Origin of the sequence: Pseudomonas veronii (genome assembly GCF_001439695.1) — a bacterium.
In the GTDB taxonomy this organism is placed as follows: Bacteria; Pseudomonadota; Gammaproteobacteria; order Pseudomonadales; family Pseudomonadaceae; genus Aquipseudomonas; species Aquipseudomonas veronii.
In genome coordinates this window covers 136,389-161,007 of the sequence record NZ_JYLL01000013.1, presented here as the reverse complement: position 1 = coordinate 161,007, position 24,619 = coordinate 136,389, and the positions used below count along the sequence as shown (strand labels likewise).

The following is a 24,619-nucleotide window of genomic DNA, read 5'->3' as shown; positions in this document are numbered from 1 at the left end:
GATGTTGTGGGTCAGTTCCAGTGCCCGAGCGAGACGCATAAAAAAATCCGATGCCAGTGTAGGCATCGGATTTTGATTTTTTGCGGCCAAAGGTCAAGCGAGAAGGCTTAACTGATCGGCATTAACCACATGGTCGCCTTTTTTCGTTTCAAGAGGTCTCGACCTAGAAGTCGTCGACAACCTTGCCGTCCTTGACCTTGAACTCGCGGTTCTGCAGGTAGGCGTTGCGGATGAAGGTGTACTTGTCGCCGGTGATCAACTTCTCGCTGTCGAGCAGGCTGGCACGGGTGTCGACGATGTTCAGGCCGAAGGTGCTGTTGCGCCAGCCGATGTCGTTCATGTAGCGGTACGGTTGGGTGTAGCTGTCCACGTATTTGGACGGTGCGTCGCGCAGGGTGCTTGGGCCCAGCAGCGGCAGCATCACGTAAGGACCGCTGCCGACGCCCCAGTAACCGAGGGTCTGGCCGAAGTCTTCATCGCTGCGGTGCAGCCCCATTTTGGTGCCGACGTCGATAAAGCCCAGCACGCCGAAGGTGGTGTTCATCAACAGGCGGGCAGTGTCCACGCCGGCCGCGTGTGGCTTGAGTTGCAGCACGTTGTTGGCCAGGTTGCCGACATCGCCGATATTGCGGAAGAAGTTGTGCACGCCGTCCTGCACGAATTGCGGGGTCACAAACTGATAGCCTTGGGCCAATGGTTTGAGGGCGTAGGTATCAACGGTGTCGTTGAAGGTGAAGATCGGGCGGTTGATGCTTTCCCATGGATCATCTTCCGACGCAGCCTGTGCGGCGAAAGGGGCCATCAGGATAGCGGCACACACCGAAAACTGAGCGAAGTAGTGGCTCCAGCGCATAGCTTTTGCTCCTTGAATAGTCTGTCATGGGCGCTATGCCCTGAATAAGGCGCCAGTATATGACGGAAGTGTCCTTTTAGGCAGCTGCCAGGAAACGACATACGGAAAATGTACAAAATTCCTACAAACTGTCACGGACTTGTCACGCCACTTCGATAGCGTCGTAGCTATTTCAGGGATGTCGAAATGCCTCACGCCGAGATTGCCGTCGCCACTGCCCCCACCTTGACCGCCGTGTTGTTTGGCCTGAGTGGCTGCCTGGTCGATTTCGGTTCCCAGGCGCGCACCGATTCACCCTCCCCACACGCCGAAGCCACGCCAGGTGCGCTGAAGGTCCTGCGCAGCCTCAAGGAACAAGGCGTGCCCTGCGCCTGGCTGGATGAACTGCCGCCCTCGGTAACAGCCCCACTGACCGCCGCGTTGCCCGATTGGCTCAGGGCCGCAGCGCCCTCAACCATCCGCTGGCCCGCCCCACATGCATGCTGGCAAGCCTTGATGGAATTGAACATCGAACGCCTGGAAGGCTGCGTGCTGGTCAGCGGCGAGCCGCGCCTGCTGCAATCGGGCCTGAATGCCGGGCTGTGGACTATCGGCCTGGCGTCCTGCGGTTCGCTGTGCGGCCTGGCGCCCGAGCAATGGCAGGCACTGACCGACCAACAACGCGAATACAAACGCGGCAAGGCCACCGTGGCGCTGTATGGGCTGGGGGTGCATTCGGTGATCGATCACCTCGGCGAGCTCGGCACCTGCCTGGCAGACATCAGCCTGCGCCAGCTCAAAGGCGAAAAGCCCTGATAGAGATCATGCACAGACGGCGCCGGTAGATTAATCTACAGCTCCTCTCGTAGACCTTTCTCGGCGTGCCGTGGTCTATGCCAGTGCCTATCGATAAAAGGAACAACACCATGCCTGCCCGCGAAAAACTGCAAGAACAGGTCAACATCCTGCGCGAGCAACTGGACCAGGAACCACCGCTGCCACCCGAAAAACGTGAAGCGCTGGAAGCCTTGCTGGCCAAGTTTGAAGTACAACTTGAACTGGAACCCGCCACCCAGCCGCCCAGCATCGCCGACGATGTGAACCGGGCGGTAGAAGGTTTCGAGCTGGACCACCCGGGCATTGCCGGGACGCTGCGCAATATCGTGATCACCCTGGGCAACATCGGCATTTAACCCGAGCCCAAACCAAGCACAGAACCAAAATGTGGGAGGGGGCTTGCCCCCGATTGCAGTGGGTCAGGCACAGAGACTGTGACTGACACTCCGCTATCGGGAGCAAGCCCCCTCCCACATTGGGTTTGTGTAAAGGTTACTGGCGCGCCAGGCGCAGGTTCTGGAACGGCACCGCCTCAGTACTGCGATACGGGTTGATATCCAACCCGCCCCGCCGCACATACCGCGCATATACCGTCAACTTCTCCGGCTTCAGCAGGCGCTGCAAGTCCAGGAAGATCCGCTCCACGCACTGCTCATGGAAGTCCGAGTGCTGGCGAAAGCTCACCAGATACTCCAACAGGCTGGCGTGATCCAGCTGTGCGATGTGGGAGGGGGCTTGCCCCCGATTGCAGTGGGTCAGACACAGAGACTGTGACTGACACTCCGCTATCGGGGGCAAGCCCCCTCCCACATTGGGTTTGTGTAAAGGTTACTGGCGCGCCAGGCGCAGGTTCTGGAACGGCACCGCCTCAGTACTGCGATACGGGTTGATATCCAACCCACCCCGCCGCACATACCGCGCATATACCGTCAACTTCTCCGGCTTCAGCAGGCGCTGCAGGTCCAGGAAGATCCGCTCCACGCACTGCTCATGGAAGTCCGAGTGCTGGCGAAAGCTCACCAGATACTCCAACAGGCTGGCGTGATCCAGCTGTGCGCCGCGGTATTGCACGGCCACGCTGCCCCAGTCGGGCTGGCTAGTGACCGGGCAGTTGGATTTGAGCAGGTGGCTGTACACGCTCTCCTCGACAATGCGCGAGTCATCGCAACGCAGCAGTTCCGGACGCGGATGTTCGTAGTTGCTGACGCTGATATCCAGGTCATCGATGCACACTCCCGGCAACGCCACCACGCCTTCGGCTTCAACCTCGGCCAGGCTGCGCACGCGCACGCCCACCGGCTTGCCGGCAGCAGCGCTGAGGTCGGTGCGCAACGTCGCCTCCAGACTTTGCGTATCAGCAAACACGGTCTGGTTCAGCGAGTTGAGGTACAGCTTGAAGGACTTGGACTCGATGATATTCGGCGAGTCGGCCGCAATGCTGAACTCACCGATGGCCACCACCGGCTTGCCCGACGGCAGCAGCCAGGACAGTTCGAAGCAGTTCCAGAAATCCACGCCCGTGTACGGCAGGGTCTCGGCGCTCAGGCCCAGCTCGGCCCATTTCGCGGCGCGCGGAATCGGGAACAGCAACGAAGGGGTGTAGGTGGAGATGTATTCACTGGACTTGCCCAGCGGCGAATGTTCGGCTGCGGGATGCATGGCGGAAACCTGGCTAAATTAACCCCACCAGTCTACCAGCCTTTGCCCCCGCCTCTAACAACCGCCGCATCGACACCGTCAGTTGCCGCAGCGGCTCAATCGACGTTGATCTTGCCGACCATGCCCGCCTGGTAGTGCCCGGGAATATTGCAGGCAAACTCCAACCCGGTGGCTTTGCTGAAGGTCCAGGTCAACTCAGCGGTTTTACCCGGTCCGACCAGAACACTGTTGGGGTCATCGTGCTTCATCCCGCCCATATTGCCCATATTGCCCATATCGCCGTGCTCCATGGCGCCGTGGTCCATCTTGCCCATGCCGGTGGCGTTCAGCATGCCGCTGGCCTGCATCTGCATCATTTGCTTCTGATGCTCCGCATGCATGGCCGCATCGCCCAGGTTGAACTCATGGAGTAACTGGCCTTTGTTGACCAGTACAAAGCGCACGGTCTCACCGGCCTTTACGTCCAGGGACTTGGGCGAAAAGGACATATCCTGCAGCACCACTTCCACGGTGCGCGTGGCCTTATCGGCAGATGCCGGCTGGCCGAATGCATAGGTGTGGGCCGTGCCGGCCATTGCTCCGACACTCAACGCCAACAGGCAGCCCGCCAACAACAAGGGGGTACGCAATGCCATCTCAATTCTCCAAAGGTGTGGGATCAGTCTGAGGACCACTCTAAGATTGCAGCGCTGCCAGCCAGCTGACTGCTAGATTACAACTTTGTCAGGTTGCGCCCCTCCCCTGGCCACCACGGTATAAAGCCTGAAGTGACCCGCCGCCAAGAGCTGCCCATGAAACTGCTGATCGTCGAAGACCAACCCAAAACCGGCCATTACCTGCGCCAAGGCCTGACCGAAGCCGGTTTTACCACCGAGCTGGTGGCCGACGGCACCAGCGGCCAACACTTGGCGCTGACCGGCGATTACGACCTGCTGATCCTCGATGTGATGCTGCCCGGTCGCAATGGTTGGCAGATCCTACAGGCCGTGCGCAGCGCCGGCCTCGACGTCCCGGTGCTGTTTCTCACCGCCCGCGACGCAGTGGAAGACCGCGTACACGGCCTGGAACTGGGCGCCGACGATTATCTGGTCAAGCCGTTCGCCTTCTCCGAACTGCTTGCGCGGGTGCGTAGCCTGTTGCGCCGTGGCAGCAGCGCACCGCAGGAAACCACCCTGCAACTGGCCGACCTGCGCCTGGACCTGATCCGCCGCCGCGTCGAGCGCGACGGCCAGCGCATCGACCTCACCGCCAAGGAGTTCGCCCTGCTCGAACTGCTGCTGCGGCGCCAGGGCGAAGTGCTGCCCAAGTCGCTGATCGCGTCCCAGGTGTGGGACATGAACTTTGACAGCGACACCAACATCATCGAAGTGGCGATCCGCCGCCTACGCCTGAAAATCGACGACAACTTCCCCAATAAACTCATCCACACCGTGCGCGGCATGGGTTATGTGCTGGAGGAACGATGCAGTTGATCAAGCGTCTGTCCCTGGCCAGCCGCCTGGCCCTGCTGTTTGCGGCCTGCACCGCGGTGGTCTCGTTGCTCGCTGGCGTGCTGTTCAACCGCGCCAGCGAGGCGCATTTTGTCGAGCTGGACCAGCAACTGCTCGAAAGCAAACTGGTGGCGCTGCGCAGCACCTTGCAGGGCGTCGACTCACCGCAGCTATTCGCCCAGCGCGAAGCGCAACTGCGCGCCGAGCTCAATCGTCAGCCCGACCTCGCAGTACGCATCACCGCCGCCGGCCAGCGCTGGTTTGACGGCGCGCCGGCCATTGTCCTGCCCGAGTCGCCCGGCCTGCACAGCCTGCAAAACGCCGGCATCGACTACCGCGTGTACAACGCGCCGCTAAGGCCGGGCCAACCCGACTCGCCGCAACTGAGCCTGATGCTCGACATCACCCACCATCAGCACTTCCTGCAACGCATGCAGCATTTGATCTGGCTCACAGTCAGCCTCTCGGCCCTGGCCACCGCGCTGCTCGGCGCCTGGGCGGCGCGCAGCGGGCTGCGACCGTTGCGGCGCATGGGCGAAGTGGCCGCCAGCGTGTCGGCCCACTCCCTGACCCAGCGTTTGCCCGAGCAGGGCATGCCGGTGGAACTGGCGGAACTGGCCCAGGCCTTCAACGCCATGCTGGGCCGACTGGACGACGCGTTCCAGCGCCTCTCGGCGTTCTCCGCCGATATCGCCCACGAACTGCGCACGCCCCTGTCGAACCTGTTGACCCACACCCAAGTCATCCTCACCCAGCCGCGCCCGCTGGAGGATTACCGCGAGGCGCTGCACAGCAATCTGGAAGAGTTGCAGTGGATGGCGCAGTTGGTGAACGACATGTTGTACCTGGCCAAGGCCGATCACGGGCTGTTGGCGCCCACGCGCGAACCGTTGAAGCTCGCGGACGAAGTGGACGCACTGCTGGAGTTCTTCGTCTTGCTGGCGGAAGACGCGCACGTCAGCCTGGTGCGCGAGGGTATGGCTCACACAACCGGCGATCGCGGCATGTTGCGCCGGGCATTGTCGAACCTGCTGGATAACGCGCTGCGTTTTACGCCCGCGGGCGGCGAAGTACGGGTGCATCTGGCGCAGGGCGCACAAGGCGTGACGCTGACAGTGGAGAACAGTGGCGAAGGCATTCCCGCGGAGGTGTTACCGCGGTTGTTCGACCGCTTCTACCGGGCCGACCCGGCGCGGCATGAAGGCAGCAGTGAACACGCGGGGCTGGGGCTGGCGATTACCCAGTCGATTGTGCGGGCGCATGGCGGGCGGATTTATTGCGAGTCTGAGCCGGGGTGGACGCGGTTTGTGATCGAGTTGCCAGGGGGGGTTGATGCAAGCTGTGCCGGCGCTATCGGGAGCAAGCTCCCTCCCACATTTTGATCTGTGAATACATTCAAAATGTGGGAGGGAGCTTGCTCCCGATAGCGGTCTTAAATCCTACGAATACCTGAGGGCATGCGCCGGCTCGATCTTCGCCGCCCGATACGCCGGGTAAACCGTGGCCAAAAAGCTCAACACAAACCCGGCCGAGCAGATCAGCAGCACATCCCCACCCTGCAATTGCGAGGGCAGGTTGCTGACGAAGTACACGTCCGAACTGAAGATATGCTGCCCGCTCACGCGCTCCAGCCAACCCACCAGCTCACTGACGTTGAGCGCCGCAATCACGCCCAGCACACCGCCGATCAGGGTGCCGATGATACCGATCACCGTGCCCTGCACCATGAAGATCGCCATGATCTGCCGTGGCGTGGCGCCGATGGTCCGCAGGATCGCGATGTCCGCGCCCTTGTCGTTCACCACCATGATCAACGTGGCAATGATGTTGAACGCCGCCACCGCGACGATCATCAGCAACAGCAGGCCGATCATGGTTTTTTCCATCTTCATCGCGCTGAACAGACTGCCCTGGGTGTGGGTCCAGTCATCCGCCTTGTAGGCCGCACCGAGGCTGGCGGCGATGTCCGCCGAGACCTTGGGCGCCGCGTACAAGTCCTTCACCGCCAGCCGCACGCTCTGCACCTGGTTCGGCTGCCAATGCTGAATTTCTGCGGCGTCGGCCATATGGATCAACGCCATCGAACCGTCCAGCTCGGCGCCGACCTTGAAGATACCGACCACGTTCAATCGCTGCATGCGCGGGGTGATGCCACCCGGCGCGCTGCTGATTTCCGGGACGATCAGGGTCAGCTTGTCGCCCACGTTCAGGCGAAAGCGCCGCGCGGTGATTTCACCGACCACCACGCCGAACTCGCCGGGCTTCAAGTCTTCCAGTTTGCCCTGGACGATATGCTGGGCCACGATCGACACCTTGCCTTCCTGGGCCGGGTCGACGCCGCTGATCTCGATCGGCTGCATCGCGCCCTTGTAGGAGAACATACCGTCCATCTGCGTGAACGGTACTGCGGCGGTCACTTCGGGATTCTTCATCGCGGCCGCGGCCACCGGCTGCCAGTTGTCGATCGGGTTCACGCCGACGATGGTGGCGTGAGGCACCATGCCGAGGATGCGCGAGCTCATTTCGCGTTGAAAGCCATTCATCACCGACAACACCACGATCATCGCCAGCACGCCCAGGGCGAGGCCGATCATCGAGGTCATCGAGATAAACGAAACAAAACGGTTGCGGCGCTTGGCGCGGGTATAGCGCGTGCCGATGAAAATCGATAACGGTCTGAACATTCGCTTGCACCGCCTGAAAAAATGAAAAAACCCGGCGCCATGCACCGGGCTTGAAACAGGTCAGATGGCGACCAGATGACCTTCCTGCAGGTGCAGTACGCGGTCCATCTGCCGAGCCATGCTCATGTCATGGGTCACCACCAGGAACGCGGTACGCATCTGGGTGCTCAGTTCGAGCATCAAGTCCTTGATGCCCTGGGCGGTGTGGGAATCGAGGTTGCCGGTCGGCTCGTCGAGCATCACCAGGCCCGGGTTGTTCACCAGGGCACGGGCAATCGCCACACGCTGGCGCTCACCGCCAGACAATTCGGCCGGTTTGTGCTCCAGGCGATGGCCGAGGCCAACGCGCTCCAGCAAAGCCTTGGCACGCTGGCGCGCCTCTGGGATCGCGGTCTTGCCGATCAGCAGCGGCATGCACACGTTTTCCAGGGCGGTGAACTCCGGCAACAGGTGGTGGAACTGGTACACGAAACCCAACGAACGGTTGCGCAGTTGGCCGCGGGCCTTTTCGCCGAGGGCCGAGAGTTCTTCGCCGGCCAGCCACACGCTGCCCTGGGACGGCGTATCGAGGCCGCCCAACAGGTTGAGCAAGGTACTTTTGCCGGAACCGGAACTGCCGACGATCGCCACGCGCTCGCCGGGGTGCAGCTCAAGTTGCAGGTTGGACAACACCACCACCGATTCCGGACCTTCCTCGTAGGACTTGCCCAGGTTGCGGCAGCTCAGGATTGCTTTTTCACTCATGCCCGATTCACTCATAACGTAAGGCCTGTGCTGGCTGGGTACGTGCCGCGCGCCAGGCTGGATACAGGGTGGCAAGGAAACTCAGGACCAACGCAGCGCCGCCCACCATCAGCACGTCCTGGGCCTGAACCTGGGACGGCAAGTAATCGATGAAGTAGACGTCGGCATTGAGAAACTTGTGGCCGATCAGGGTTTCGAGGCCGGCGATGGCAGCGCTGACGTTGAGCGCAGCCAGAATGCCCAGCGCGGTGCCGATCAAGGTGCCGACCACGCCGATCACCGTGCCCTGCACCATGAAGATCGCCATGATCTGCCCCGGCGTGGCGCCCAAGGTGCGCAGGATGGCGATGTCGCCCTTCTTGTCGTTCACCACCATCACCAGGGTGGAGATGATGTTGAAGGCCGCCACGGCGACGATCAGCAGCAACAGCAGGCCGATCATGGCTTTTTCCATGCGGATGGCCTGGTACAGGTTGCCGTGGGTACGGGTCCAGTCGCGGGCGTAGTACTGGTTTTCACCCAGGTGCTGGGCGATTTCCCAGGCGCCGCGCGGGGCGTCGAACAAATCGTTGAACTTCAGGCGCAGGCCCTGCACCTGGTCCGGCTTCCAGCGATGCAGACGCGCCAGGTCGGTGAGGTTGGTCAGGCCGAGGTAGCCGTCGATCTCGCCAGCGCCGACGTGGAAGGTGCCGACCACGGTAAAGCGCTTCATGCGCGGGAACATGCCGGCCGGGGTCACGGTGACTTCCGGGGCGACGAAGGTCAGCTTGTCGCCGATGCCCACGCCGAGCTTGGCCGCGGCCTTGTCGCCGATGACGATACCGAAGCTGCCGGGCGCCAGGTCGTCGAGTTTGCCCTGCAGCATGAACTTGTCGATGATCGAGACCTTGCGCTCCTGGACCGGGTCGATGGCATTGAGCAGGATTTTCTGCACCTTGCCGTCATTGGTCAGCAACCCTTGCATCTGGGTGAACGGCGCCACGGCCACGACCTTGGGGTTCTGCTTGACCTTGTCGGCCAGGCTTTGCCAGTCGCTGATCGGTTCACCCGACTCGATGGTCGCGTGGGGCACCATGCCCAGCACGCGGGTACGCATCTCATGATCGAAGCCGTTCATCACCGACAACACCACGATCATCACGACCACGCCAAGGGCGAGACCGATCATCGAGGTCAAGGAAATGAACGACACAAAATGATTGCGACGCTTTGCACGGGTATAACGCGTGCCAATAAATACGAAGAGAGGTCTGAACATGTCGGGGCTTGTTCGGAGGAAAAGAAGACGTCCCGGTGGCGGGGTCTGGTAAGCAGCTTTACACTCAGACCATTACCGCTACTTTGGGTTCGCCATGTCGACATTAGATGAAGAAGAACGCCGCGAATACTACCGTATCGACGACATGATCGCACTTCAAATCAAAAGCCTGTCCGCCCCCGAAGCGGCGAGCAAGGAAGTGTTGCTGGATGATTCGCCGCTATTCAATCTACTCAGTGAACTGCACCTGAGCGAATTCGAAGCCCAACACCTGTTGCGCCAGCTCAGCGAGAAAGATCGCAGCCTGGCCGCCCTCCTCCGAATCCAGAACAAACGCCTGGATCTGCTCAGCCAGATCATGGCGCGCGGCCTGCTGGATGAAGTCGGCGCACCGCAGCCGGTGATCATTTCCGAAGGCGGCATCGACTTCCAGCACCCGACGCCCCTGGCACTCGACGCCCACCTGGCGGTCAAGCTGGTGCTGATGCCCCAGGCGCTGGGCCTGCTGTTACGGGCGCGGGTCACCCATTGCGATGCCAAGGGCGGCGCTTTTGCCATTGGCACGGAATTCGAATCGATGACCGACGCCCAACGCCAACTGCTGGCGCGCTACATCCTGCAGAAACAGGCGCAGCAACGGCGCCTGGCGCGGGAACAGAGCGACGCCAAAGACACCTGAATTCGTATTCACCCCGCCAGACGACCTGGCGCAAAGGAGCAACTGTGACCCTGATCTACGGCCACCGCGGTGCCAAAGGCGAAGCACCAGAAAACACCCTGACCAGCTTCCAGCAGTGCCTCAAGCACGGTGTACGCCGTTGCGAATTGGATTTGCACCTGTCCATGGACGGCGAACTGATGGTCATCCACGACCCGACCCTCAAGCGCACCGCCGACCGGCGCGGCAAAGTCGTCGAGTATTCGGCGGTAGACCTGGTGAAGATGGACGCCCGCAAAGGCGGCCCCGGCTGGATCAACCCCTGCCCGATCCCGCGCCTGGAAGAACTGTTTGAAAAGTGCGACTTCGATCACTGGCAACTGGAAGTCAAAAGCGCCTCGCGCACCCGCGCCGCGACCACCGTGCTGGCGATCCGGGAAATGGCCGTGCGTTTCGGCCTCATGGACAAGGTCACAGTGACCTCAAGCTCACGGGAAGTGTTGAAAGCGGCGGTGGAACTCACCCCGGACCTGTCGCGCGGGCTGGTGGCCGAATACGCCTGGCTCGACCCGCTGAAGGTCGCGCAAAACTATGGCTGTGAGTTTCTGGCGTTGAACTGGACGTTGTGTACCCCCGAGCGTCTGGAAAAAGCCCAGCGCCAGGGATTGCACGTGTCGGTGTGGACAGTCAACGAACCTGCGCTGATGCGCAGGCTCGCCGACTTCGGCGTAGATAGCCTGATTACAGACTTTCCCGGTTTGGCCACTGCCACGCTCGAGAATTACTGAAATCGGTCTCCCCGGCCGGCTCAGGCCACCGGCCGGAGCCGCTCAAAAAAGCCGGTTGAGGCCGTCGTAGGCCGCGACCCGATAGGCTTCCGCCATGGTCGGGTAGTTGAACGTGGTGTTGACGAAATACTTGAGGGTATTTTGCTCGCCCGGCTGGTTCATGATGGCCTGGCCGATGTGGACGATCTCCGAAGCCTGGTAGCCGAAGCAATGCACGCCGAGGACTTCCAGGGTTTCACGGTGGAACAGAATCTTCAGCATGCCTTGCGGCTCGCCGGCGATCTGCGCACGCGCCATGCTCTTGAAGAACGCCTTGCCCACTTCGTAAGGCACCTTGGCCTTGGTCAGTTCGTGTTCGTTCTTACCGATCGAGCTGATCTCCGGAATCGTGTAGATCCCGGTCGGCACGTCGTTCACATAGCGCCAGCTGCCATTGTCGACAATGCTGCCGGCGGCCGAACGGCCCTGGTCATGGGCGGCGCTGGCCAGGCTTGGCCAGCCGATCACGTCGCCGGCACCGTAGATATTCGACACGCAGGTGCGATAGTTCTCGTCCACTTCAATCTGGCCACGGTTGTTGACCTTGACCCCGACATTTTCCATGCCCAGCTTGTCGGTGTTGCCGGTACGACCGTTGCACCACAGCAAGGCGTCGGCCTTGATCTTCTTGCCGGACTTGAGGTGCAGGATCACACCGTTGTCCAGGCCTTCGACGCGCTCGTACTCTTCGTTGTGGCGCACGGTGATGTTGTTGTTGCTGAAGTGATAACTCAACGCCTGGGAAATTTCCGAGTCGAGGAAGCTCAGCAACTGGTCACGGTTGTCCACCAGCTCTACCAGCACCCCCAGGCCGCTGAAGATCGAGGCGTATTCGCAGCCGATCACGCCGGCGCCATAGATGATCAGTTTGCGCGGGGTATGGCCCAGGCTGAGGATGGTGTCGCTATCGTAGATACGCGGGTGGAGGAAATCGATATCCACCGGGCGATACGGGCGCGACCCGGTAGCGATGATGATGTGCTTGGCCACCAGCTTCTCGACCACGCCGTTGGAGCAGACCACTTCGACGGTTTGCTCGTCGGCGAAGCTGCCGGTGCCGAAGAACAGGTCGACACGGTTACGGGCGTAATAGCCGGTCCGCGACGCCACCTGCTTGGCGATGACTTTTTCCGCGCTTTTGAGCACGTCCGGGAACGAAAACCAACGCGGCTCGCCAATGGCCCGGAACATCGGATTGGTATTGAACTGCATGATCTGGCGCACTGAGTGACGCAAGGCCTTGGACGGGATGGTACCCAGGTGGGTGCAGTTTCCGCCGACCTGGCGACGGCTATCGACCATTGCCACCTTGCGCCCTGCCTTCGCGGCGTTCATCGCCGCACCTTCTCCAGCCGGGCCGGAACCCAGTACTACCACGTCGTAGTTGTAGACAGCCATGCGTACTCCTCAGAACAGGCCAGGCGCGCGGTTTGACGCCTGGCTAAATCATGCCGCGGCCAGCGGTCATGAAGGACAATTTGGCTCAAGTGTGTGAACCGGGGCACAGTCTATATAAGGCTCAACGCCGCGCACATTAACCCTTGGTCGCGTCGTAGGCCAGTTTTGCCTTTACTACACAGCGTGGATTACGGTTTCACAGCGGTCATCTGTTCGAACGCCTGATTACTGCGCGTGACAAAAACATCCCCCTCGCGCTGCACAAAAAACGCGGCGATCTGGTGCTGTTCGGCGTAATCCCAGCCTTGCTCCGGCCCAAGGATCAACAGCAACGTCGACAACCCATCGGCCATCAGCGCCGACGGGTGCAACACTGTCACCGATGCCAGTTGATGGGTAATCGGCGCGCCGGTCCGCGCATCCAGGGTGTGGGAATAGCGCCGACCACCCTGCTGGAAATAATTACGATAGTCACCCGATGTGGACACACCAAAGCCGTCTACGCGGATGATTTTTTCGGCGACCTGCTGGTCATCGCGAGGCTCTTCCAGCGCGACGCGCCAGGGCGAACCATCCGGTTTGTGGCCGGCAGCCTTGAGTTCGCCGGTGGCTTCGGCGAGGTAGTGATGGATACCCAAGCCGCTCAACAGCTCGGCGATACGATCCACCGCGTAACCGGCAGCAATGCTGTTGAAGTCGACCTCGACGGCGGCGTCCTTGCACAGCTGTTCGCCGTCGATGCGCAGATGCTGGTGACCGACCCGTTGACGCACCTCGGCCAGCGTCGCGGCGTCCGGCACCTTGAGTTGCCGGGCCTGGGGCCCGAACCCCCACAGGTTCAGCAGCGGTTCCACCGTCAGGTCGAACGCACCCGCGCTGGCCTGGGACAGTTGCTCGCCGGTACGCACCAGTTGCAGCACCGGCGCAGGCATCGGCTGACAGCTATTGGCCGGCAGATTGTTGAAACGCTCGATATCCGAGTCGCTGCGGTAGGTCGACATCTGTCGGTCGACATCCCCCAGGATTTTTTCCACCTGGCGCTGCAGCTCTTTCGGCGTAGGTGCCGTCGAGCTTCTGACATACTGGATCGAATAGGTGCTGCCCATGGTCGGCCCCCCAAACTGCTCCAGCGTATCGCCGCCACAGCCGGCCAGCGCCGCAAAACCGCACACCATCGCTATCTGTCGCAGATTGCCCATAAACCTGATCGCCGTCGAAAAGTGAATTAACCCGCAGGCACACACCCTGGCAGGACCGCCCATTATGCGGCATGCCGTTATCTGTTTATGGCTGATGTTCGCACTCCCGGCGCTCACCAATGAGGCGGATCGTCTCACCTTGGCCGGCCACAGTTGACGGCGTATCGCCTGAAAAAATGCATGCCCCTGTAGGCGCGGGCTTGCGCGCGATGCCTCCCACACAGCCGAAACCCACAGGCAGAAAAAAGCCCCGAACCAGTCGGGGCTTTTTCATTCAACCTGAACGCTTAGCGCGGGAATGCAGGCGGGTTGACCCCAGCCATGTCTTCCATCACACGAACGACCTGGCAGCTGTAGCCGAACTCGTTGTCGTACCACACGTACAGCACAACACGGTTGTCCTGGGTAATGGTCGCTTCCGCGTCCACCACACCGGCGTGGCGCGAGCCAACGAAGTCGGTGGAGACCACTTCCTGGGAGTTGACGAAGTCGATTTGCTTATGCAGATCGGAGTGCAGCGCCATGTAGCGCAGGTACTCGTTCATCTCGTCGCGGGTAGCGGCTTTCTCAAGGTTCAGGTTGAGAATGGCCATCGACACGTTAGGCGTCGGCACGCGGATCGCGTTACCGGTCAGCTTGCCGGCCAGCTCAGGCAGGGCCTTGGCGGCAGCGGTGGCGGCACCGGTCTCGGTGATCACCATGTTCAGCGCGGCGCTGCGACCACGGCGATTGCCCTTGTGGAAGTTGTCGATCAGGTTCTGGTCGTTGGTGTACGAGTGAACGGTTTCGACGTGACCGTTGATGATGCCGAACTTGTCATTGACTGCCTTCAGCACCGGCACGATGGCGTTGGTGGTGCAGGAAGCGGCGGACACGATCTTGTCGTCAGCGGTGATTTCCGTGTGGTTGATGCCGTGAACGATGTTCTTCAGCTTGCCTTTGCCAGGCGCGGTCAGGACAACGCGGGCAACGCCCGGGCAGGTCAGGTGCTGGCCCAGGCCTTCGGCGTCGCGCCATACGCCGGTGTTATCCACCAGCAGGGCGTCCTTGATGCCGTACTGGGTGTAATCCACCTCGGTCGGGTTCTTCGCGTAGATCACCTGGATCAGGTTACCGTTGGCGGTGATGGTGTTGTTTTCTTCGTCGATGACGATGGTGCCGTTGAACGGACCGTGTACCGAGTCGCGACGCAAGAGGCTCGCGCGCTTGGCCAGGTCGTTCTCGGCGCCCTTGCGTACCACGATGGCGCGCAGGCGCAGGCCGTCGCCGCCGCCGGTTTTACCGATCAGGATGCGTGCCAGCAGGCGGCCGATGCGACCGAAGCCGTAGAGCACAACGTCAGTGCCTTTACGGGCGGAGGCGTTCTGCTTGCCGACCACGTCGGCCATTTCTTCACGCACGAATTGCTCGACGGAACGGCCGTTGGCTTCAGCGCGGAACTTGGCGGCCAACTTGCCCAGGTCTACCGAAGCCGCGCCGAGCTTGAGCTCGCTCATGGCTTTGAGCAGAGGGAATGTTTCGTGGACGGAGAGTTCGCTGTCGTTGGTCGAACGATGGCGAGCAAAGCGATGCGCCTTGAGAATCGCGATGACTGACTGGTTGATCAGACTGCGGCCATAGATCGAGCTCACCACATTGTTATTGCGGTACAGCTGACCGATAAGCGGGATCATCGCTTCAGCGAGTGCTTCACGGTCGATCCATTCACCAAGACACTGGTCGGGCTTCTGAGTCACGGGAACCTTCCACATGTAGGGGCTGAAAAAAGGGGCTACATTATGCCGCCCGGCCGCCCCCGGAGCAATGCGCGTCCTACAACAAAAAGCGCTTACCCAAAAAAGCCACCTCGCTGCAGCCCAGTAAATACGCGGGTTCCAGAAGGCCACTAGTGGAGCGGGCAGCACGACTTGTCCGTAACCCTCCGAAAACTATATACATTTTGGCACTACATATTGAGTCAAAACGCGCCATTGTTTGTCTTAGCCACCACATTTCCCGCAAACCGTAATAGGCTCAGTCAGCAACTGACAGGCGGCACCTCGGGCCGTTACAATTACCGACTTTGTCGCAACGCTTGGAGCTCAACCTTCCGTGCCCGTTCTGCGTCTACCGCAACTCCCTGCCGCGGCAGGTAAACAGCACTGGGGCAATTTGCCCGGTGCCGCCCTGAGCCTGGCCATCGCCGAGGCTGCCAGCGCAGCCAAGCGCTTTACCCTGCTGCTTACCGCCGACAGCCAAAGCGCCGAACGGCTGGAGCAGGAGCTGAGCTTCTTCGCCCCCGATTTGCCGGTGCTGCATTTTCCCGACTGGGAAACCCTGCCCTACGACCTGTTCTCGCCGCACCAGGACATCATTTCCCAGCGCATCGCCAGCCTGTACCGCCTGCCGGAACTGGTCCACGGCGTGCTGGTGGTGCCGATCACCACGGCGCTGCACCGCCTGGCGCCGACCAAGTTCCTGCTGGGCAGCAGCCTGGTGCTGGATATCGGCCAGAAGCTCGACGTGGAGCAAATGCGTACACGCCTGGAAGCCAGCGGCTACCGCTGCGTCGACACGGTGTACGAGCACGGCGAATTCGCGGTGCGCGGTGCGCTGATCGACCTGTTCCCGATGGGCAGCAAGTTGCCGTACCGCATCGACCTGTTCGATGACGAAATCGAGACCCTGCGCACCTTCGATCCGGAAAACCAGCGCTCCATCGACAAAGTCGAGTCGATCAAACTGCTGCCGGCACGGGAATTCCCACTGCAGAAAGACGCGGTGACGCGCTTCAAGGCGCGCTTTCGCGAACGCTTCGACGTCGACTTCCGCCGCTGCCCGATCTTCCAGGACTTGAGCAGCGGGATTACCCCCGCCGGTATCGAGTACTACCTGCCGCTGTTCTTCGACGAAACCTCCACCCTGTTCGACTACCTGCCCCAGGACACCCAGGTGTTCTCGCTGCCGGGCATCGAGCAGGCGGCGGAAAACTTCTGGAGCGACGTGCGCAACCGCTATGAAGAGCGTCGCGTCGATCCGTCCCGCCCTTTATTACCGCCCGCCGAACTGTTCCTGCCGGTGGAAGACTGCTTCGCCCGCCTGAAAAACTGGCCGCGCGTGGTCGCCAGCCAAGAGGATGTGGACGCAGGCAGCGGCCGCACGCGCTTCCCCGCGCAAAACCTGCCGAACCTGGCGATTGAAGCCAAGGCCAGCCAGCCGCTCGAAGCGCTGTCCAACTTCCTCGGCGATTTCGCCGGGCGCGTGCTGTTTACCGCCGAATCGGCCGGGCGCCGCGAAGTGCTGCTGGAGCTGCTGGAACGCCTGAAGCTGCGCCCGAAAACCGTCGACAGCTGGCCGGACTTCGTCGCCGGCAAAGAGCGCCTGGCGATCACCATTGCGCCGCTGGATGAAGGCCTGTTGCTGGACGATCCGGCCCTGGCGCTGATCGCCGAAAGCCCGCTGTTCGGGCAACGGGTGATGCAGCGCCGTCGCCGCGAAAAACGCGCCGACGCCAACAACGACGCGGTGATCAAAAACCTCACCGAACTGCGCGAAGGCGCGCCGGTGGTGCATATCGACCACGGCGTCGGCCGCTACCTGGGCCTGCAAACGCTGGAAATCGACAACCAGGCCGCCGAATTCCTCACCATGGAATACGCCGAAGGCGCCAAGCTGTATGTGCCGGTGGCCAACCTGCACCTGATCGCCCGCTACACCGGCAGCGACGACGCCCTGGCGCCGTTGCACCGCCTGGGTTCCGAGACCTGGCAGAAAGCCAAGCGCAAGGCCGCCGAACAGGTGCGCGACGTCGCCGCCGAGCTGCTCGACATCTATGCCCGTCGCGCCGCCCGCGAGGGTTATGCGTTCGCCGACCCGAAAGCCGACTACGCCACGTTCAGCGCCGGCTTTGCCTTCGAAGAAACCCCGGACCAGCAAACCACCATCGAAGCCGTGCGCGCCGACATGCTCGCGCCCAAGCCGATGGACCGCCTGGTGTGCGGCGACGTGGGCTTCGGCAAGACCGAAGTGGCGATGCGCGCCGCCTTCATCGCGGTGCATGGCGGCAAGCAAGTGGCGATCCTGGTGCCGACTACCCTGCTCGCCCAGCAGCACTACAACAGCTTTCGCGACCGCTTTGCCGACTGGCCGGTGACCGTCGAAGTGATGAGCCGTTTCAAATCCGCCAAGGAAGTGAACGCCGCCGTCGCCGACCTGGCAGAGGGCAAGATCGACATCGTGATCGGCACCCACAAGCTGCTGTCGGACGATGTGAAGATCAAGAACCTGGGCCTGGTGATCATCGACGAAGAACACCGCTTCGGGGTGCGTCAGAAAGAACAGCTCAAGGCCCTGCGCAGCGAAGTCGACATTCTGACCCTCACCGCCACGCCGATTCCGCGCACGCTGAACATGGCGGTGTCGGGCATGCGCGACCTGTCGATCATCGCCACTCCACCGGCGCGGCGCCTGTCGGTACGCACCTTCGTGATGGAGCAGAACAACAGCACGGTCAAGGAAGCGCTGCTGCGCGAATTGCTGCGCGGCGGGCAGGTGTATTACCTGCACAACGATGTGAAAACCATCGAGAAATGCGCCGCCGACCTCGCCGCACTGGTGCCGGAAGCACGCATCGCCATCGGCCACGGGCAAATGCGCGAGCGCGACCTCGAACAGGTGATGAGCGACTTCTACCACAAACGCTTCAACGTGCTGATCGCCTCGACCATCATCGAGACCGGCATCGACGTGCCGAGCGCCAACACCATCATCATCGAGCGCGCCGACAAGTTCGGCCTGGCACAACTGCATCAACTGCGCGGCCGCGTCGGACGCAGTCACCACCAGGCCTACGCCTACCTGCTGACGCCACCGCGCCAGCAAATCACCGGCGATGCGGAAAAACGCCTGGAAGCCATCGCCAACACCCAGGACCTGGGCGCCGGCTTTGTGCTGGCCACCAACGACCTGGAAATCCGTGGCGCCGGCGAACTGCTCGGCGACGGCCAGAGCGGGCAGATCCAGGCCGTGGGCTTCACCTTATATATGGAGATGCTCGAACGCGCAGTGAAAGCCATCCGCAAGGGCGAGCAACCGAACCTCGACCAACCCCTGGGCGGCGGTCCGGAGATCAACCTGCGCTTGCCGGCATTGATCCCCGAAGACTACCTGCCGGATGTCCACGCGCGACTGATCCTGTACAAGCGCATCGCCTCGGCCACCGACGAAGAAGGCCTCAAGGACCTGCAGGTGGAGATGATCGATCGCTTCGGCCTGTTGCCGGAACCGACCAAGAACCTGGTGCGCCTGACCCTGCTCAAATTGCAGGCCGAGCAACTGGGGATCAAGAAGGTCGACGCGGGGCCGCAGGGCGGGCGCATCGAGTTCGAAGCGCAGACGCCGGTGGACCCGTTGGTGCTGATCAAGCTGATCCAGGGCCAGCCCAACCGGTACAAGTTCGAAGGGGCTACGCTGTTCAAGTTCATGGTGCCGATGGAACGTGCCGAAGAACGCTTCAATACCTTGGAGGCGCTGTTTGAGCGCCTCATCCCGAAATCTGTTTGAAGGACGCCCCAATGCGCGTGTTTCGCATTCTGAGCTTGTTATTAGTGGTACTCGCACCTTCGGCGTTTGCCGACAGCCTGTACCAAGTGGAAATGGTCCTGGTGCGCCAGAACGCGGAGCCGGTGATCAACAGCCGCGCCGCGCCGGAAGATTGGGATGCCGGTGCCGAGCGCCTGGGCGACAGAAGCAGCCCGGCGCGCCTGGGCACGATCGTCGACAAACTCCGCGCAGACGCCAACTACACGGTGCTGGCGCACAAGGCCTGGGAACAGAACCTCGGTGAGCAGCCGGTAAAAATCGCGATCACCGACGGCCGGGAGCAGTTCGGTCAGTTTCCCCTCGAGGGTGTACTGAGCCTGCAACTGGGGCGCTTTACCGATATCGACGCGGACTTCTGGATCAACCAGTTCGACGGCAACGGCAGCGTCATCGCCAGCGAGCATCTGGCGCAGAAAGACGTGCGGACCAAGAACAACCAGCTCAACTACCTGGATGGCGGCCACCTGGCGCTGCTGATCAAGATCACTTCGTTGACCGCCAAACAGCCCAGCGCACCGCCCGTCGACTTTCAGGACTGATCCAGCGCCATGCCCCTGACGTCGCCGCTCACCAAGCCCCTGGCCCCTTCGTGGGCCAATCGCTTCAAAGAACAAAGCCTGGAGCGCGGGCGGCGCTATGCCTTGGAGAACCGGGTACGCATCGTCGAGTCGGGCGACAGCACCATCATCGCCAGTTGCGAAGGCTCGGGCAGCAACGTCTACCGGCAGACCATCTCGTTGCGCGAATCGGCCAAGGGCACGCTGATCCTGGTGGACAGCCGCTGCACCTGCCCGGTACACACCAACTGCAAACACATCGCGGCGGTGCTGCTCAAGGTCCAGGAAACCCTGGCCTACCCGGCGGCGGCCCAGGACGCCGAACTGCTGGAAAAACTCCAGGCCGTGCTGGACAACCGCGTGGTGCTGCCGCAGGTGGTGATGGACGACGTGCTGCCCGTGCCGCGCCTGTGGCTGGCCAGTGTCGCGTTCAGCGCGTTCGAGCCGCGCAACGGCAAGATGCAGCGCTATATCCAGCACCGTGCGGCGCTGTCGTTCAACTATCTGGGCAACTACGTCAGCGGGCAAAAGAACGCCGACATCATCGTCCGCCAGGAAACCCAGAGCCTGCGGATCAAGCGGCACCCCGAGCTGGAACAGCGCTATCGCGAACAACTGCGCCTGCTCGGTTTCAAGATCGCCACGCGCCAGAGCAAAGCGTTGCCGGAAAGTGCCGGCGAACTGTTCGAGATGATCAATGACAGCGCCTGGCTGAACTTCACCCTCAACGCATCGCCGACACTGCGGGCCGAAGGTTGGGAGTTGCAGATCGACGACGACTTCGGCTTCGACCTGAGCCCGGTGGACGACTGGTATGCCACCGTCGACGAAGGGCCGGAGCGCGACTGGTTCGACCTGGAACTGGGGATCATCGTCAACGGCGAACGCCTGAGCCTGCTGCCGATCCTGCTCAACCTGATGCGTTCGCACACCGAAATCCTCAACCCGGAAAAACTCGCACGCCGCCGCGATGACGAACTGATCCTGGTCAACATCCCCGGCCTGCCCAACGGTGGCCACGGCCCGCTGCAAGTGGCGCTGCCCTACGGCCGCCTGAAACCCGTCCTGGCCACCCTCGGCGAGTTCTACCTGCAGGAACCCGGCACCACCACGCTGCGCCTGGCCAAGGCCGACGCGATCCGCCTCAACCCGCTGGAAGACCTGCCGCTGCAATGGGAAGGCGGCGAGAAGATCCGCACCTTCGCCCAGCGCCTGCGCGACATCAAGGATTTCACCTGCGTCGCGCCCGAAGGCTTGAACGCGACCTTGCGCCCCTATCAGCTGGAGGGCTTGAGCTGGATGCAGTCACTGCGCCAGCTGGAAGTGGGCGGCATTCTTGCGGACGACATGGGCCTGGGCAAAACCTTACAGACCTTGGCGCATATTCTCAGCGAGAAGATCGCCGGGCGCCTGGACCGCCCGTGCATGGTGGTGATGCCCACCAGCCTGATCCCCAACTGGCTCGACGAGGCCGCGCACTTCACGCCGCAACTCAAGGTCCTGGCGCTGTATGGCGCCACCCGCAAAAAGCACTTCGCAAACCTGCAGGACTACGACCTGCTGCTGACCACGTATGCGTTGCTGCCCAAAGACATCGAGCAACTCGCCGCCCTGCCCTTGCATGTGCTGATCCTCGACGAAGCGCAGTACATCAAGAACCCTTCGAGCAAGGCGGCCCAGGCGGCGCGTGAGCTGAACGCACGGCAGCGCCTGTGCCTGAGCGGCACCCCGCTGGAAAACCACCTGGGCGAGCTGTGGTCGCTGTTCCACTTCCTGTTGCCGGGCTGGTTGGGCGACGTGAAAAGCTTCAACCGCGACTACCGCGTGCCGATTGAAAAACGCGCCAGCGATGTACGATTGCAGCACCTGAACGGTCGGATCAAACCGTTCCTGCTGCGTCGCACCAAGGAACAGGTGGCGACGGAATTACCGCCGAAAACCGAGATCATCCACTGGGTCGAGCTCAATGAAGCCCAGCGCGACGTGTACGAAACCATGCGCCTGGCCATGGACAAAAAAGTCCGCGATGAGATCACCCGCAAAGGCGTGGCGCGCAGCCAGATCATCATTCTTGAAGCGCTGCTCAAGCTGCGCCAGGTGTGCTGCGATTTGCGCCTGGTCAACGATGCCACCCTGCCGACGCGCGGCAGCAGCTCGGGCAAGCTCGACAGCTTGATGGAAATGCTCGAAGAGCTGTTTGCCGAAGGGCGCCGGATTCTGTTGTTCTCCCAGTTCACCTCGATGCTGAGCCTGATTGAACTCGAGCTGAAAAAACGCGGCGTCGCCTACGCGCTGCTGACCGGCCAGACCCGCGATCGGCGCACGCCGGTGAAAGACTTCCAGAGCGGCAAGCTGCAGATCTTTCTGATCAGCCTGAAGGCAGGTGGCGTAGGACTCAACCTGACCGAAGCCGACACCGTGATCCACTATGACCCGTGGTGGAACCCGGCCACGGAAAACCAGGCCACCGACCGTGCGTATCGCATCGGCCAGGAGAAGCCGGTGTTCGTCTACAAGATGATTGCACGGGGCACGGTGGAGGAGAAAATCCAGCACCTGCAGAAGGAAAAGTCCGACCTTGCAGCGGGCGTGCTGGACGGGCGGACCACCGGGGATTGGCAGTTGGGCAACGAAGAGATCGAGGCGCTGTTTGCGCCGCTGCCCAACAAACAAGAAAAACGCTGACGGTTAGATCGCCCTCGCGGGCCAGCGCGCCGCCACATTCGACCGCACTTCGACAGAATGTACGCAATCAAGTGTAGGAGCGGGCTTGCCCGCGATAGGCGCGCCGCCGTTTCAATCGATCAACTGCGCATCCCGCAACGCGCCGAGCGCCACCAGCCAACGCGGGTCTTGCTTATACTCCGTCGACGCAACCGCCTGCCCACGCATCCGTGCGATCCGCGCCGATGGCGTGACCTTCATTCGCTGGGCCGCGCTCAGCGCCAGTTCGGCAGCCGCCCGATCGTTGCACACCAGGCCCATGTCGCACCCCGCCGTCAGTGCGGCCTCAATACGGCTGGCCGCATCCCCGACCACGTGGGCGCCAGCCATGGACAGGTCGTCGCTGAAAATCACCCCGTCAAATTGCAATTCGCCGCGCAGGATGTCCTGCAACCAGCGGCGCGAGAAACCGGCCGGCTGGGCGTCGACTTGCGGGTAAATGACGTGGGCTGGCATCACCGCCGCCAATTGCCGGCTCAGGCGTGCGAAAGGTACCAGGTCATTGGCGCGAATCTGTTCCAGGCTGCGTTCGTCATTGGGAATCGCAACGTGGGAATCGGCTTCAGCCCACCCGTGCCCCGGGAAGTGCTTGCCGGTGGCGGCCATGCCGGCGCTGTTCATGCCGCGGATAAACGCCCCGGCAAGCACCGCGGCGCGCTCGGGGTTGCCCTCGAAGGAACGGCTGCCGACCACGGCGCTGCGCTGGTAGTCCAGGTCCAGCACGGGGGCGAAACTCAGGTCCAGGCCGACGGCCAGGACTTCAGTGGCCATGATCCAGCCACACTGTTCGGCGAGGTATTCGGCGTTAGGGTGATCCGCCAGCGCGCGCATGGCCGGCAGGCGCACAAAACCCTGGCGCAGGCGCTGCACGCGACCGCCCTCCTGGTCGACCGCCAGCAGCAGGTCCGGGCGCACGGCACGAATCGCCGCGCTCAATTCCCGCACCTGGCGCGGATGCTCGATATTGCGCGCAAAAATGATCAGGCCGCCCACCTCAGGCTGGCGCAACAGGTGGCGATCCTCGGCCGTCAGCCAGGTGCCGGCAACGTCGACCATCAAAGAACCTTGCAGGGCAGCAGTCATAAACCTTCCTTAAATAACGCACACAACCCATTGCCCTCGCGGCGCGGCGGGCGCGGCAAGAACAATGGGTTGCGAGTAAATAGCTGAATTCGGCATGGGCGGCTAGCTTAGCGGATGCTGGCGGCCGCGCACACCCGGGGCGGTCAAACCTTCGCGGGGATTGGCGTCGATTTGCTGCGCGGACGCAATTGCGCGGCGGCCATGGTCTGGTCGGTCACGCCGGTTTCGGCGCGCATGCCGGCAGCGAGGAACGGCACCATCAGGCGCATCACCTGCTCGATGGAGGTGTTGACGCCAAAGTCGGTCTCGGCAATCGCCCGCAAGGCCTTGATCCCGGACATGCTGAATGCCGCCGCGCCGAGCATGAAGTGTACGCGCCAGAACAATTCGATCGGCGGGATGCGCGGGGCGGCTTCGTTGACCAGCAACATATAGCGGCGGAACACCTTGCCGTACATGTCTTCCAGGTAGCGGCGCAGGTGGCCCTGGCTCTGGCTGAACGCCAGGCCCAACAGGCGCATGAAGATCGACAGGTCGTTGCCGCTGCGTGGCTGCACCACCAGCGCTTGCTCAACGAGGATTTCCAGCAGTTCTTCCAGGCTTGGCTTATGGTCGGCCTTGGCCTGGCGGCGTTCGAGCTCACGGTCGAGACTGGCGCAGAACGGCCCCAGGAAACGCGAGAACACCGCCTGGATCAGGGCTTTTTTCGAGCCGAAATGGTAGTTCACGGCGGCGAGGTTGACCCCGGCCTTGCTGGTGATCAGCCGCAATGAGGTTTCAGCAAATCCTTTTTCCGCGAACAATTGCTCGGCAGCATCGAGAATGCGTTCAACGGTTTCCGACTGGGCCATGGCTACTCCGCCTGACAAACACTTGTTTGAAACATACGTTTCAGCTTGTGTCTTGTCAAGCCTGTGGGTTCGCTTTCCGGCCAGGCAGTCATCTATTTGAACGCTATTTAATCACATCCTTTCAACTCTGTAGGCAGCGCTGTCTTTGCGTTGTAGGAGGGCTGACGAATGACCGTCCAGCGGACGCGCAAAAAAGGATGATTGCCAAGCGCAGTCCACTGTATATAATCCCAGTCAC

The 24,619-nt window shown here is 61.9% G+C and carries 20 protein-coding genes and 1 pseudogene; 9 read left to right on the top strand and 12 right to left on the bottom strand.

Annotation, left to right across the window (positions count from 1 at the left end; genetic code table 11):
* Positions 1-163 precede the first annotated feature (163 nt).
* Positions 164-802, bottom strand: coding sequence for an MlaA family lipoprotein (locus TU80_RS17705; RefSeq protein WP_371928131.1), 639 nt, complete (start codon positions 800-802; stop codon positions 164-166).
* 237 nt (positions 803-1,039) lie between these two features.
* Between TU80_RS17705 and pcrP the strand changes: the two genes are divergently transcribed.
* Both pcrP and TU80_RS17695 read left to right on the top strand, forming a co-directional pair.
* A complete protein-coding gene (pcrP, locus tag TU80_RS17700) occupies positions 1,040-1,648 on the top strand; it encodes an HAD superfamily inactivated hydrolase PcrP (RefSeq protein WP_046384311.1) in 609 nt (202 codons plus the stop codon).
* Positions 1,649-1,758: 110 nt separating this feature from the next.
* The gene (locus TU80_RS17695; protein ID WP_057005005.1) at positions 1,759-2,025 is read left to right on the top strand and encodes a DUF4404 family protein; all 267 of its coding nucleotides are present in this window, start codon (positions 1,759-1,761) and stop codon (positions 2,023-2,025) included.
* A 136-nt stretch (positions 2,026-2,161) separates the two neighbouring features.
* Here the strand turns inward: TU80_RS17695 and TU80_RS17690 are convergent.
* The 3 genes and pseudogenes from TU80_RS17690 to copI all read right to left on the bottom strand — a co-directional run.
* A pseudogene (locus tag TU80_RS17690) lies at positions 2,162-2,383 on the bottom strand (NADPH-dependent 7-cyano-7-deazaguanine reductase QueF); the annotation flags it as partial.
* A gap of 114 nt (positions 2,384-2,497) precedes the next feature.
* A complete protein-coding gene (gene queF, locus TU80_RS17685; protein WP_046490437.1) occupies positions 2,498-3,328 on the bottom strand; it encodes an NADPH-dependent 7-cyano-7-deazaguanine reductase QueF in 831 nt (276 codons plus the stop codon).
* A 95-nt stretch (positions 3,329-3,423) separates the two neighbouring features.
* Entirely contained in the window at positions 3,424-3,963 is a 540-nt protein-coding gene (gene copI / locus TU80_RS17680; protein ID WP_057005004.1) for a copper-resistant cuproprotein CopI, read from the bottom strand.
* 156 nt (positions 3,964-4,119) lie between these two features.
* On the opposite strand from copI, the gene TU80_RS17675 reads away from it, so the two are divergent.
* Both TU80_RS17675 and TU80_RS17670 read left to right on the top strand, forming a co-directional pair.
* Positions 4,120-4,800, top strand: coding sequence for a heavy metal response regulator transcription factor (locus tag TU80_RS17675; protein WP_046384314.1), 681 nt, complete (start codon positions 4,120-4,122; stop codon positions 4,798-4,800).
* The gene (locus TU80_RS17670; RefSeq protein ID WP_057005008.1) at positions 4,797-6,200 is read left to right on the top strand and encodes a heavy metal sensor histidine kinase; all 1,404 of its coding nucleotides are present in this window, start codon (positions 4,797-4,799) and stop codon (positions 6,198-6,200) included. Before TU80_RS17675 ends, TU80_RS17670 begins: the two co-directional genes overlap by 4 nt.
* 57 nt (positions 6,201-6,257) lie before the next feature.
* Here TU80_RS17670 and TU80_RS17665 read toward each other — a convergent pair whose 3' ends face one another.
* From TU80_RS17665 to TU80_RS17655, 3 genes are read right to left on the bottom strand one after another with little or no spacing between them, the layout of a single operon-like run.
* Positions 6,258-7,502, bottom strand: a complete 1,245-nt coding sequence (locus tag TU80_RS17665) for a lipoprotein-releasing ABC transporter permease subunit (RefSeq protein WP_046384315.1) — start codon at positions 7,500-7,502, stop codon at positions 6,258-6,260.
* 60 nt (positions 7,503-7,562) lie between these two features.
* Positions 7,563-8,246 carry a lipoprotein-releasing ABC transporter ATP-binding protein LolD gene (gene lolD / locus TU80_RS17660; RefSeq protein WP_017477213.1) on the bottom strand — a complete coding sequence of 228 codons (684 nt, stop codon included), beginning with the start codon at positions 8,244-8,246 and terminating at the stop codon, positions 7,563-7,565.
* A gap of 7 nt (positions 8,247-8,253) precedes the next feature.
* Positions 8,254-9,504, bottom strand: a complete 1,251-nt coding sequence (locus TU80_RS17655) for a lipoprotein-releasing ABC transporter permease subunit (RefSeq protein ID WP_046384316.1) — start codon at positions 9,502-9,504, stop codon at positions 8,254-8,256.
* A 94-nt stretch (positions 9,505-9,598) separates the two neighbouring features.
* On the opposite strand from TU80_RS17655, the gene TU80_RS17650 reads away from it, so the two are divergent.
* The gene (locus TU80_RS17650; protein WP_046490432.1) at positions 9,599-10,183 is read left to right on the top strand and encodes a PilZ domain-containing protein; all 585 of its coding nucleotides are present in this window, start codon (positions 9,599-9,601) and stop codon (positions 10,181-10,183) included.
* A 44-nt stretch (positions 10,184-10,227) separates the two neighbouring features.
* Positions 10,228-10,950, top strand: coding sequence for a glycerophosphodiester phosphodiesterase (locus tag TU80_RS17645; RefSeq protein WP_057005003.1), 723 nt, complete (start codon positions 10,228-10,230; stop codon positions 10,948-10,950).
* A 42-nt stretch (positions 10,951-10,992) separates the two neighbouring features.
* On the opposite strand, the gene sthA is transcribed toward TU80_RS17645, so the two are convergent.
* The 3 genes from sthA to TU80_RS17630 all read right to left on the bottom strand — a co-directional run bounded on the left by sthA (position 10,993) and on the right by TU80_RS17630 (position 15,337).
* Positions 10,993-12,387 carry a Si-specific NAD(P)(+) transhydrogenase gene (gene sthA, locus TU80_RS17640; RefSeq protein WP_046384317.1) on the bottom strand — a complete coding sequence of 465 codons (1,395 nt, stop codon included), beginning with the start codon at positions 12,385-12,387 and terminating at the stop codon, positions 10,993-10,995.
* 188 nt (positions 12,388-12,575) lie between these two features.
* Positions 12,576-13,586: an FAD:protein FMN transferase gene (locus TU80_RS17635; RefSeq protein WP_090234783.1), complete on the bottom strand. Its 1,011-nt coding sequence runs from the start codon at positions 13,584-13,586 to the stop codon at positions 12,576-12,578.
* 287 nt (positions 13,587-13,873) lie between these two features.
* Positions 13,874-15,337 carry a glyceraldehyde-3-phosphate dehydrogenase gene (locus tag TU80_RS17630; RefSeq protein ID WP_046384318.1) on the bottom strand — a complete coding sequence of 488 codons (1,464 nt, stop codon included), beginning with the start codon at positions 15,335-15,337 and terminating at the stop codon, positions 13,874-13,876.
* 340 nt (positions 15,338-15,677) lie between these two features.
* Here TU80_RS17630 and mfd point away from each other — a divergent pair, with 340 nt between their 5' ends.
* From mfd to TU80_RS17615, 3 genes are read left to right on the top strand one after another with little or no spacing between them, the layout of a single operon-like run.
* The gene (gene mfd / locus TU80_RS17625) at positions 15,678-19,127 is read left to right on the top strand and encodes a transcription-repair coupling factor (protein WP_026140243.1); all 3,450 of its coding nucleotides are present in this window, start codon (positions 15,678-15,680) and stop codon (positions 19,125-19,127) included.
* 11 nt (positions 19,128-19,138) lie between these two features.
* Positions 19,139-19,705 carry a CsiV family protein gene (locus TU80_RS17620; protein ID WP_017848781.1) on the top strand — a complete coding sequence of 189 codons (567 nt, stop codon included), beginning with the start codon at positions 19,139-19,141 and terminating at the stop codon, positions 19,703-19,705.
* Between the two features lie 9 nt (positions 19,706-19,714).
* A complete protein-coding gene (locus TU80_RS17615; protein WP_046384319.1) occupies positions 19,715-22,408 on the top strand; it encodes a DEAD/DEAH box helicase in 2,694 nt (897 codons plus the stop codon).
* A 111-nt stretch (positions 22,409-22,519) separates the two neighbouring features.
* Here the strand turns inward: TU80_RS17615 and nagZ are convergent, their stop codons facing one another.
* Both nagZ and TU80_RS17605 read right to left on the bottom strand, forming a co-directional pair.
* Positions 22,520-23,530, bottom strand: coding sequence for a beta-N-acetylhexosaminidase (gene nagZ / locus TU80_RS17610; RefSeq protein ID WP_046384320.1), 1,011 nt, complete (start codon positions 23,528-23,530; stop codon positions 22,520-22,522).
* 143 nt (positions 23,531-23,673) lie between these two features.
* Positions 23,674-24,381 carry a TetR/AcrR family transcriptional regulator gene (locus TU80_RS17605; protein ID WP_046384321.1) on the bottom strand — a complete coding sequence of 236 codons (708 nt, stop codon included), beginning with the start codon at positions 24,379-24,381 and terminating at the stop codon, positions 23,674-23,676.
* Positions 24,382-24,619 lie beyond the last annotated feature (238 nt).

What these genes read in the sequence shown, in the direction of transcription:
- TU80_RS17630 (WP_046384318.1), bottom strand. Translation starts at nt 15,337, where the DNA reads ATGTGGAAGGTTCCCGTGACTCAGAAGCCCGACCAGTGTCTTGGTGAA.
- TU80_RS17650 (WP_046490432.1), top strand. Translation starts at nt 9,599, where the DNA reads ATGTCGACATTAGATGAAGAAGAACGCCGCGAATACTACCGTATCGAC.
- sthA (WP_046384317.1), bottom strand. Translation starts at nt 12,387, where the DNA reads ATGGCTGTCTACAACTACGACGTGGTAGTACTGGGTTCCGGCCCGGCT.
- TU80_RS17705 (WP_371928131.1), bottom strand. Translation starts at nt 802, where the DNA reads ATGGCCCCTTTCGCCGCACAGGCTGCGTCGGAAGATGATCCATGGGAA.
- TU80_RS17655 (WP_046384316.1), bottom strand. Translation starts at nt 9,504, where the DNA reads ATGTTCAGACCTCTCTTCGTATTTATTGGCACGCGTTATACCCGTGCA.
- queF (WP_046490437.1), bottom strand. Translation starts at nt 3,328, where the DNA reads ATGCATCCCGCAGCCGAACATTCGCCGCTGGGCAAGTCCAGTGAATAC.
- TU80_RS17615 (WP_046384319.1), top strand. Translation starts at nt 19,715, where the DNA reads ATGCCCCTGACGTCGCCGCTCACCAAGCCCCTGGCCCCTTCGTGGGCC.
- copI (WP_057005004.1), bottom strand. Translation starts at nt 3,963, where the DNA reads ATGGCATTGCGTACCCCCTTGTTGTTGGCGGGCTGCCTGTTGGCGTTG.
- TU80_RS17695 (WP_057005005.1), top strand. Translation starts at nt 1,759, where the DNA reads ATGCCTGCCCGCGAAAAACTGCAAGAACAGGTCAACATCCTGCGCGAG.
- nagZ (WP_046384320.1), bottom strand. Translation starts at nt 23,530, where the DNA reads ATGACTGCTGCCCTGCAAGGTTCTTTGATGGTCGACGTTGCCGGCACC.
- TU80_RS17665 (WP_046384315.1), bottom strand. Translation starts at nt 7,502, where the DNA reads ATGTTCAGACCGTTATCGATTTTCATCGGCACGCGCTATACCCGCGCC.
- pcrP (WP_046384311.1), top strand. Translation starts at nt 1,040, where the DNA reads ATGCCTCACGCCGAGATTGCCGTCGCCACTGCCCCCACCTTGACCGCC.
- TU80_RS17675 (WP_046384314.1), top strand. Translation starts at nt 4,120, where the DNA reads ATGAAACTGCTGATCGTCGAAGACCAACCCAAAACCGGCCATTACCTG.
- TU80_RS17620 (WP_017848781.1), top strand. Translation starts at nt 19,139, where the DNA reads ATGCGCGTGTTTCGCATTCTGAGCTTGTTATTAGTGGTACTCGCACCT.
- lolD (WP_017477213.1), bottom strand. Translation starts at nt 8,246, where the DNA reads ATGAGTGAAAAAGCAATCCTGAGCTGCCGCAACCTGGGCAAGTCCTAC.
- TU80_RS17635 (WP_090234783.1), bottom strand. Translation starts at nt 13,586, where the DNA reads ATGGGCAATCTGCGACAGATAGCGATGGTGTGCGGTTTTGCGGCGCTG.
- TU80_RS17605 (WP_046384321.1), bottom strand. Translation starts at nt 24,381, where the DNA reads ATGGCCCAGTCGGAAACCGTTGAACGCATTCTCGATGCTGCCGAGCAA.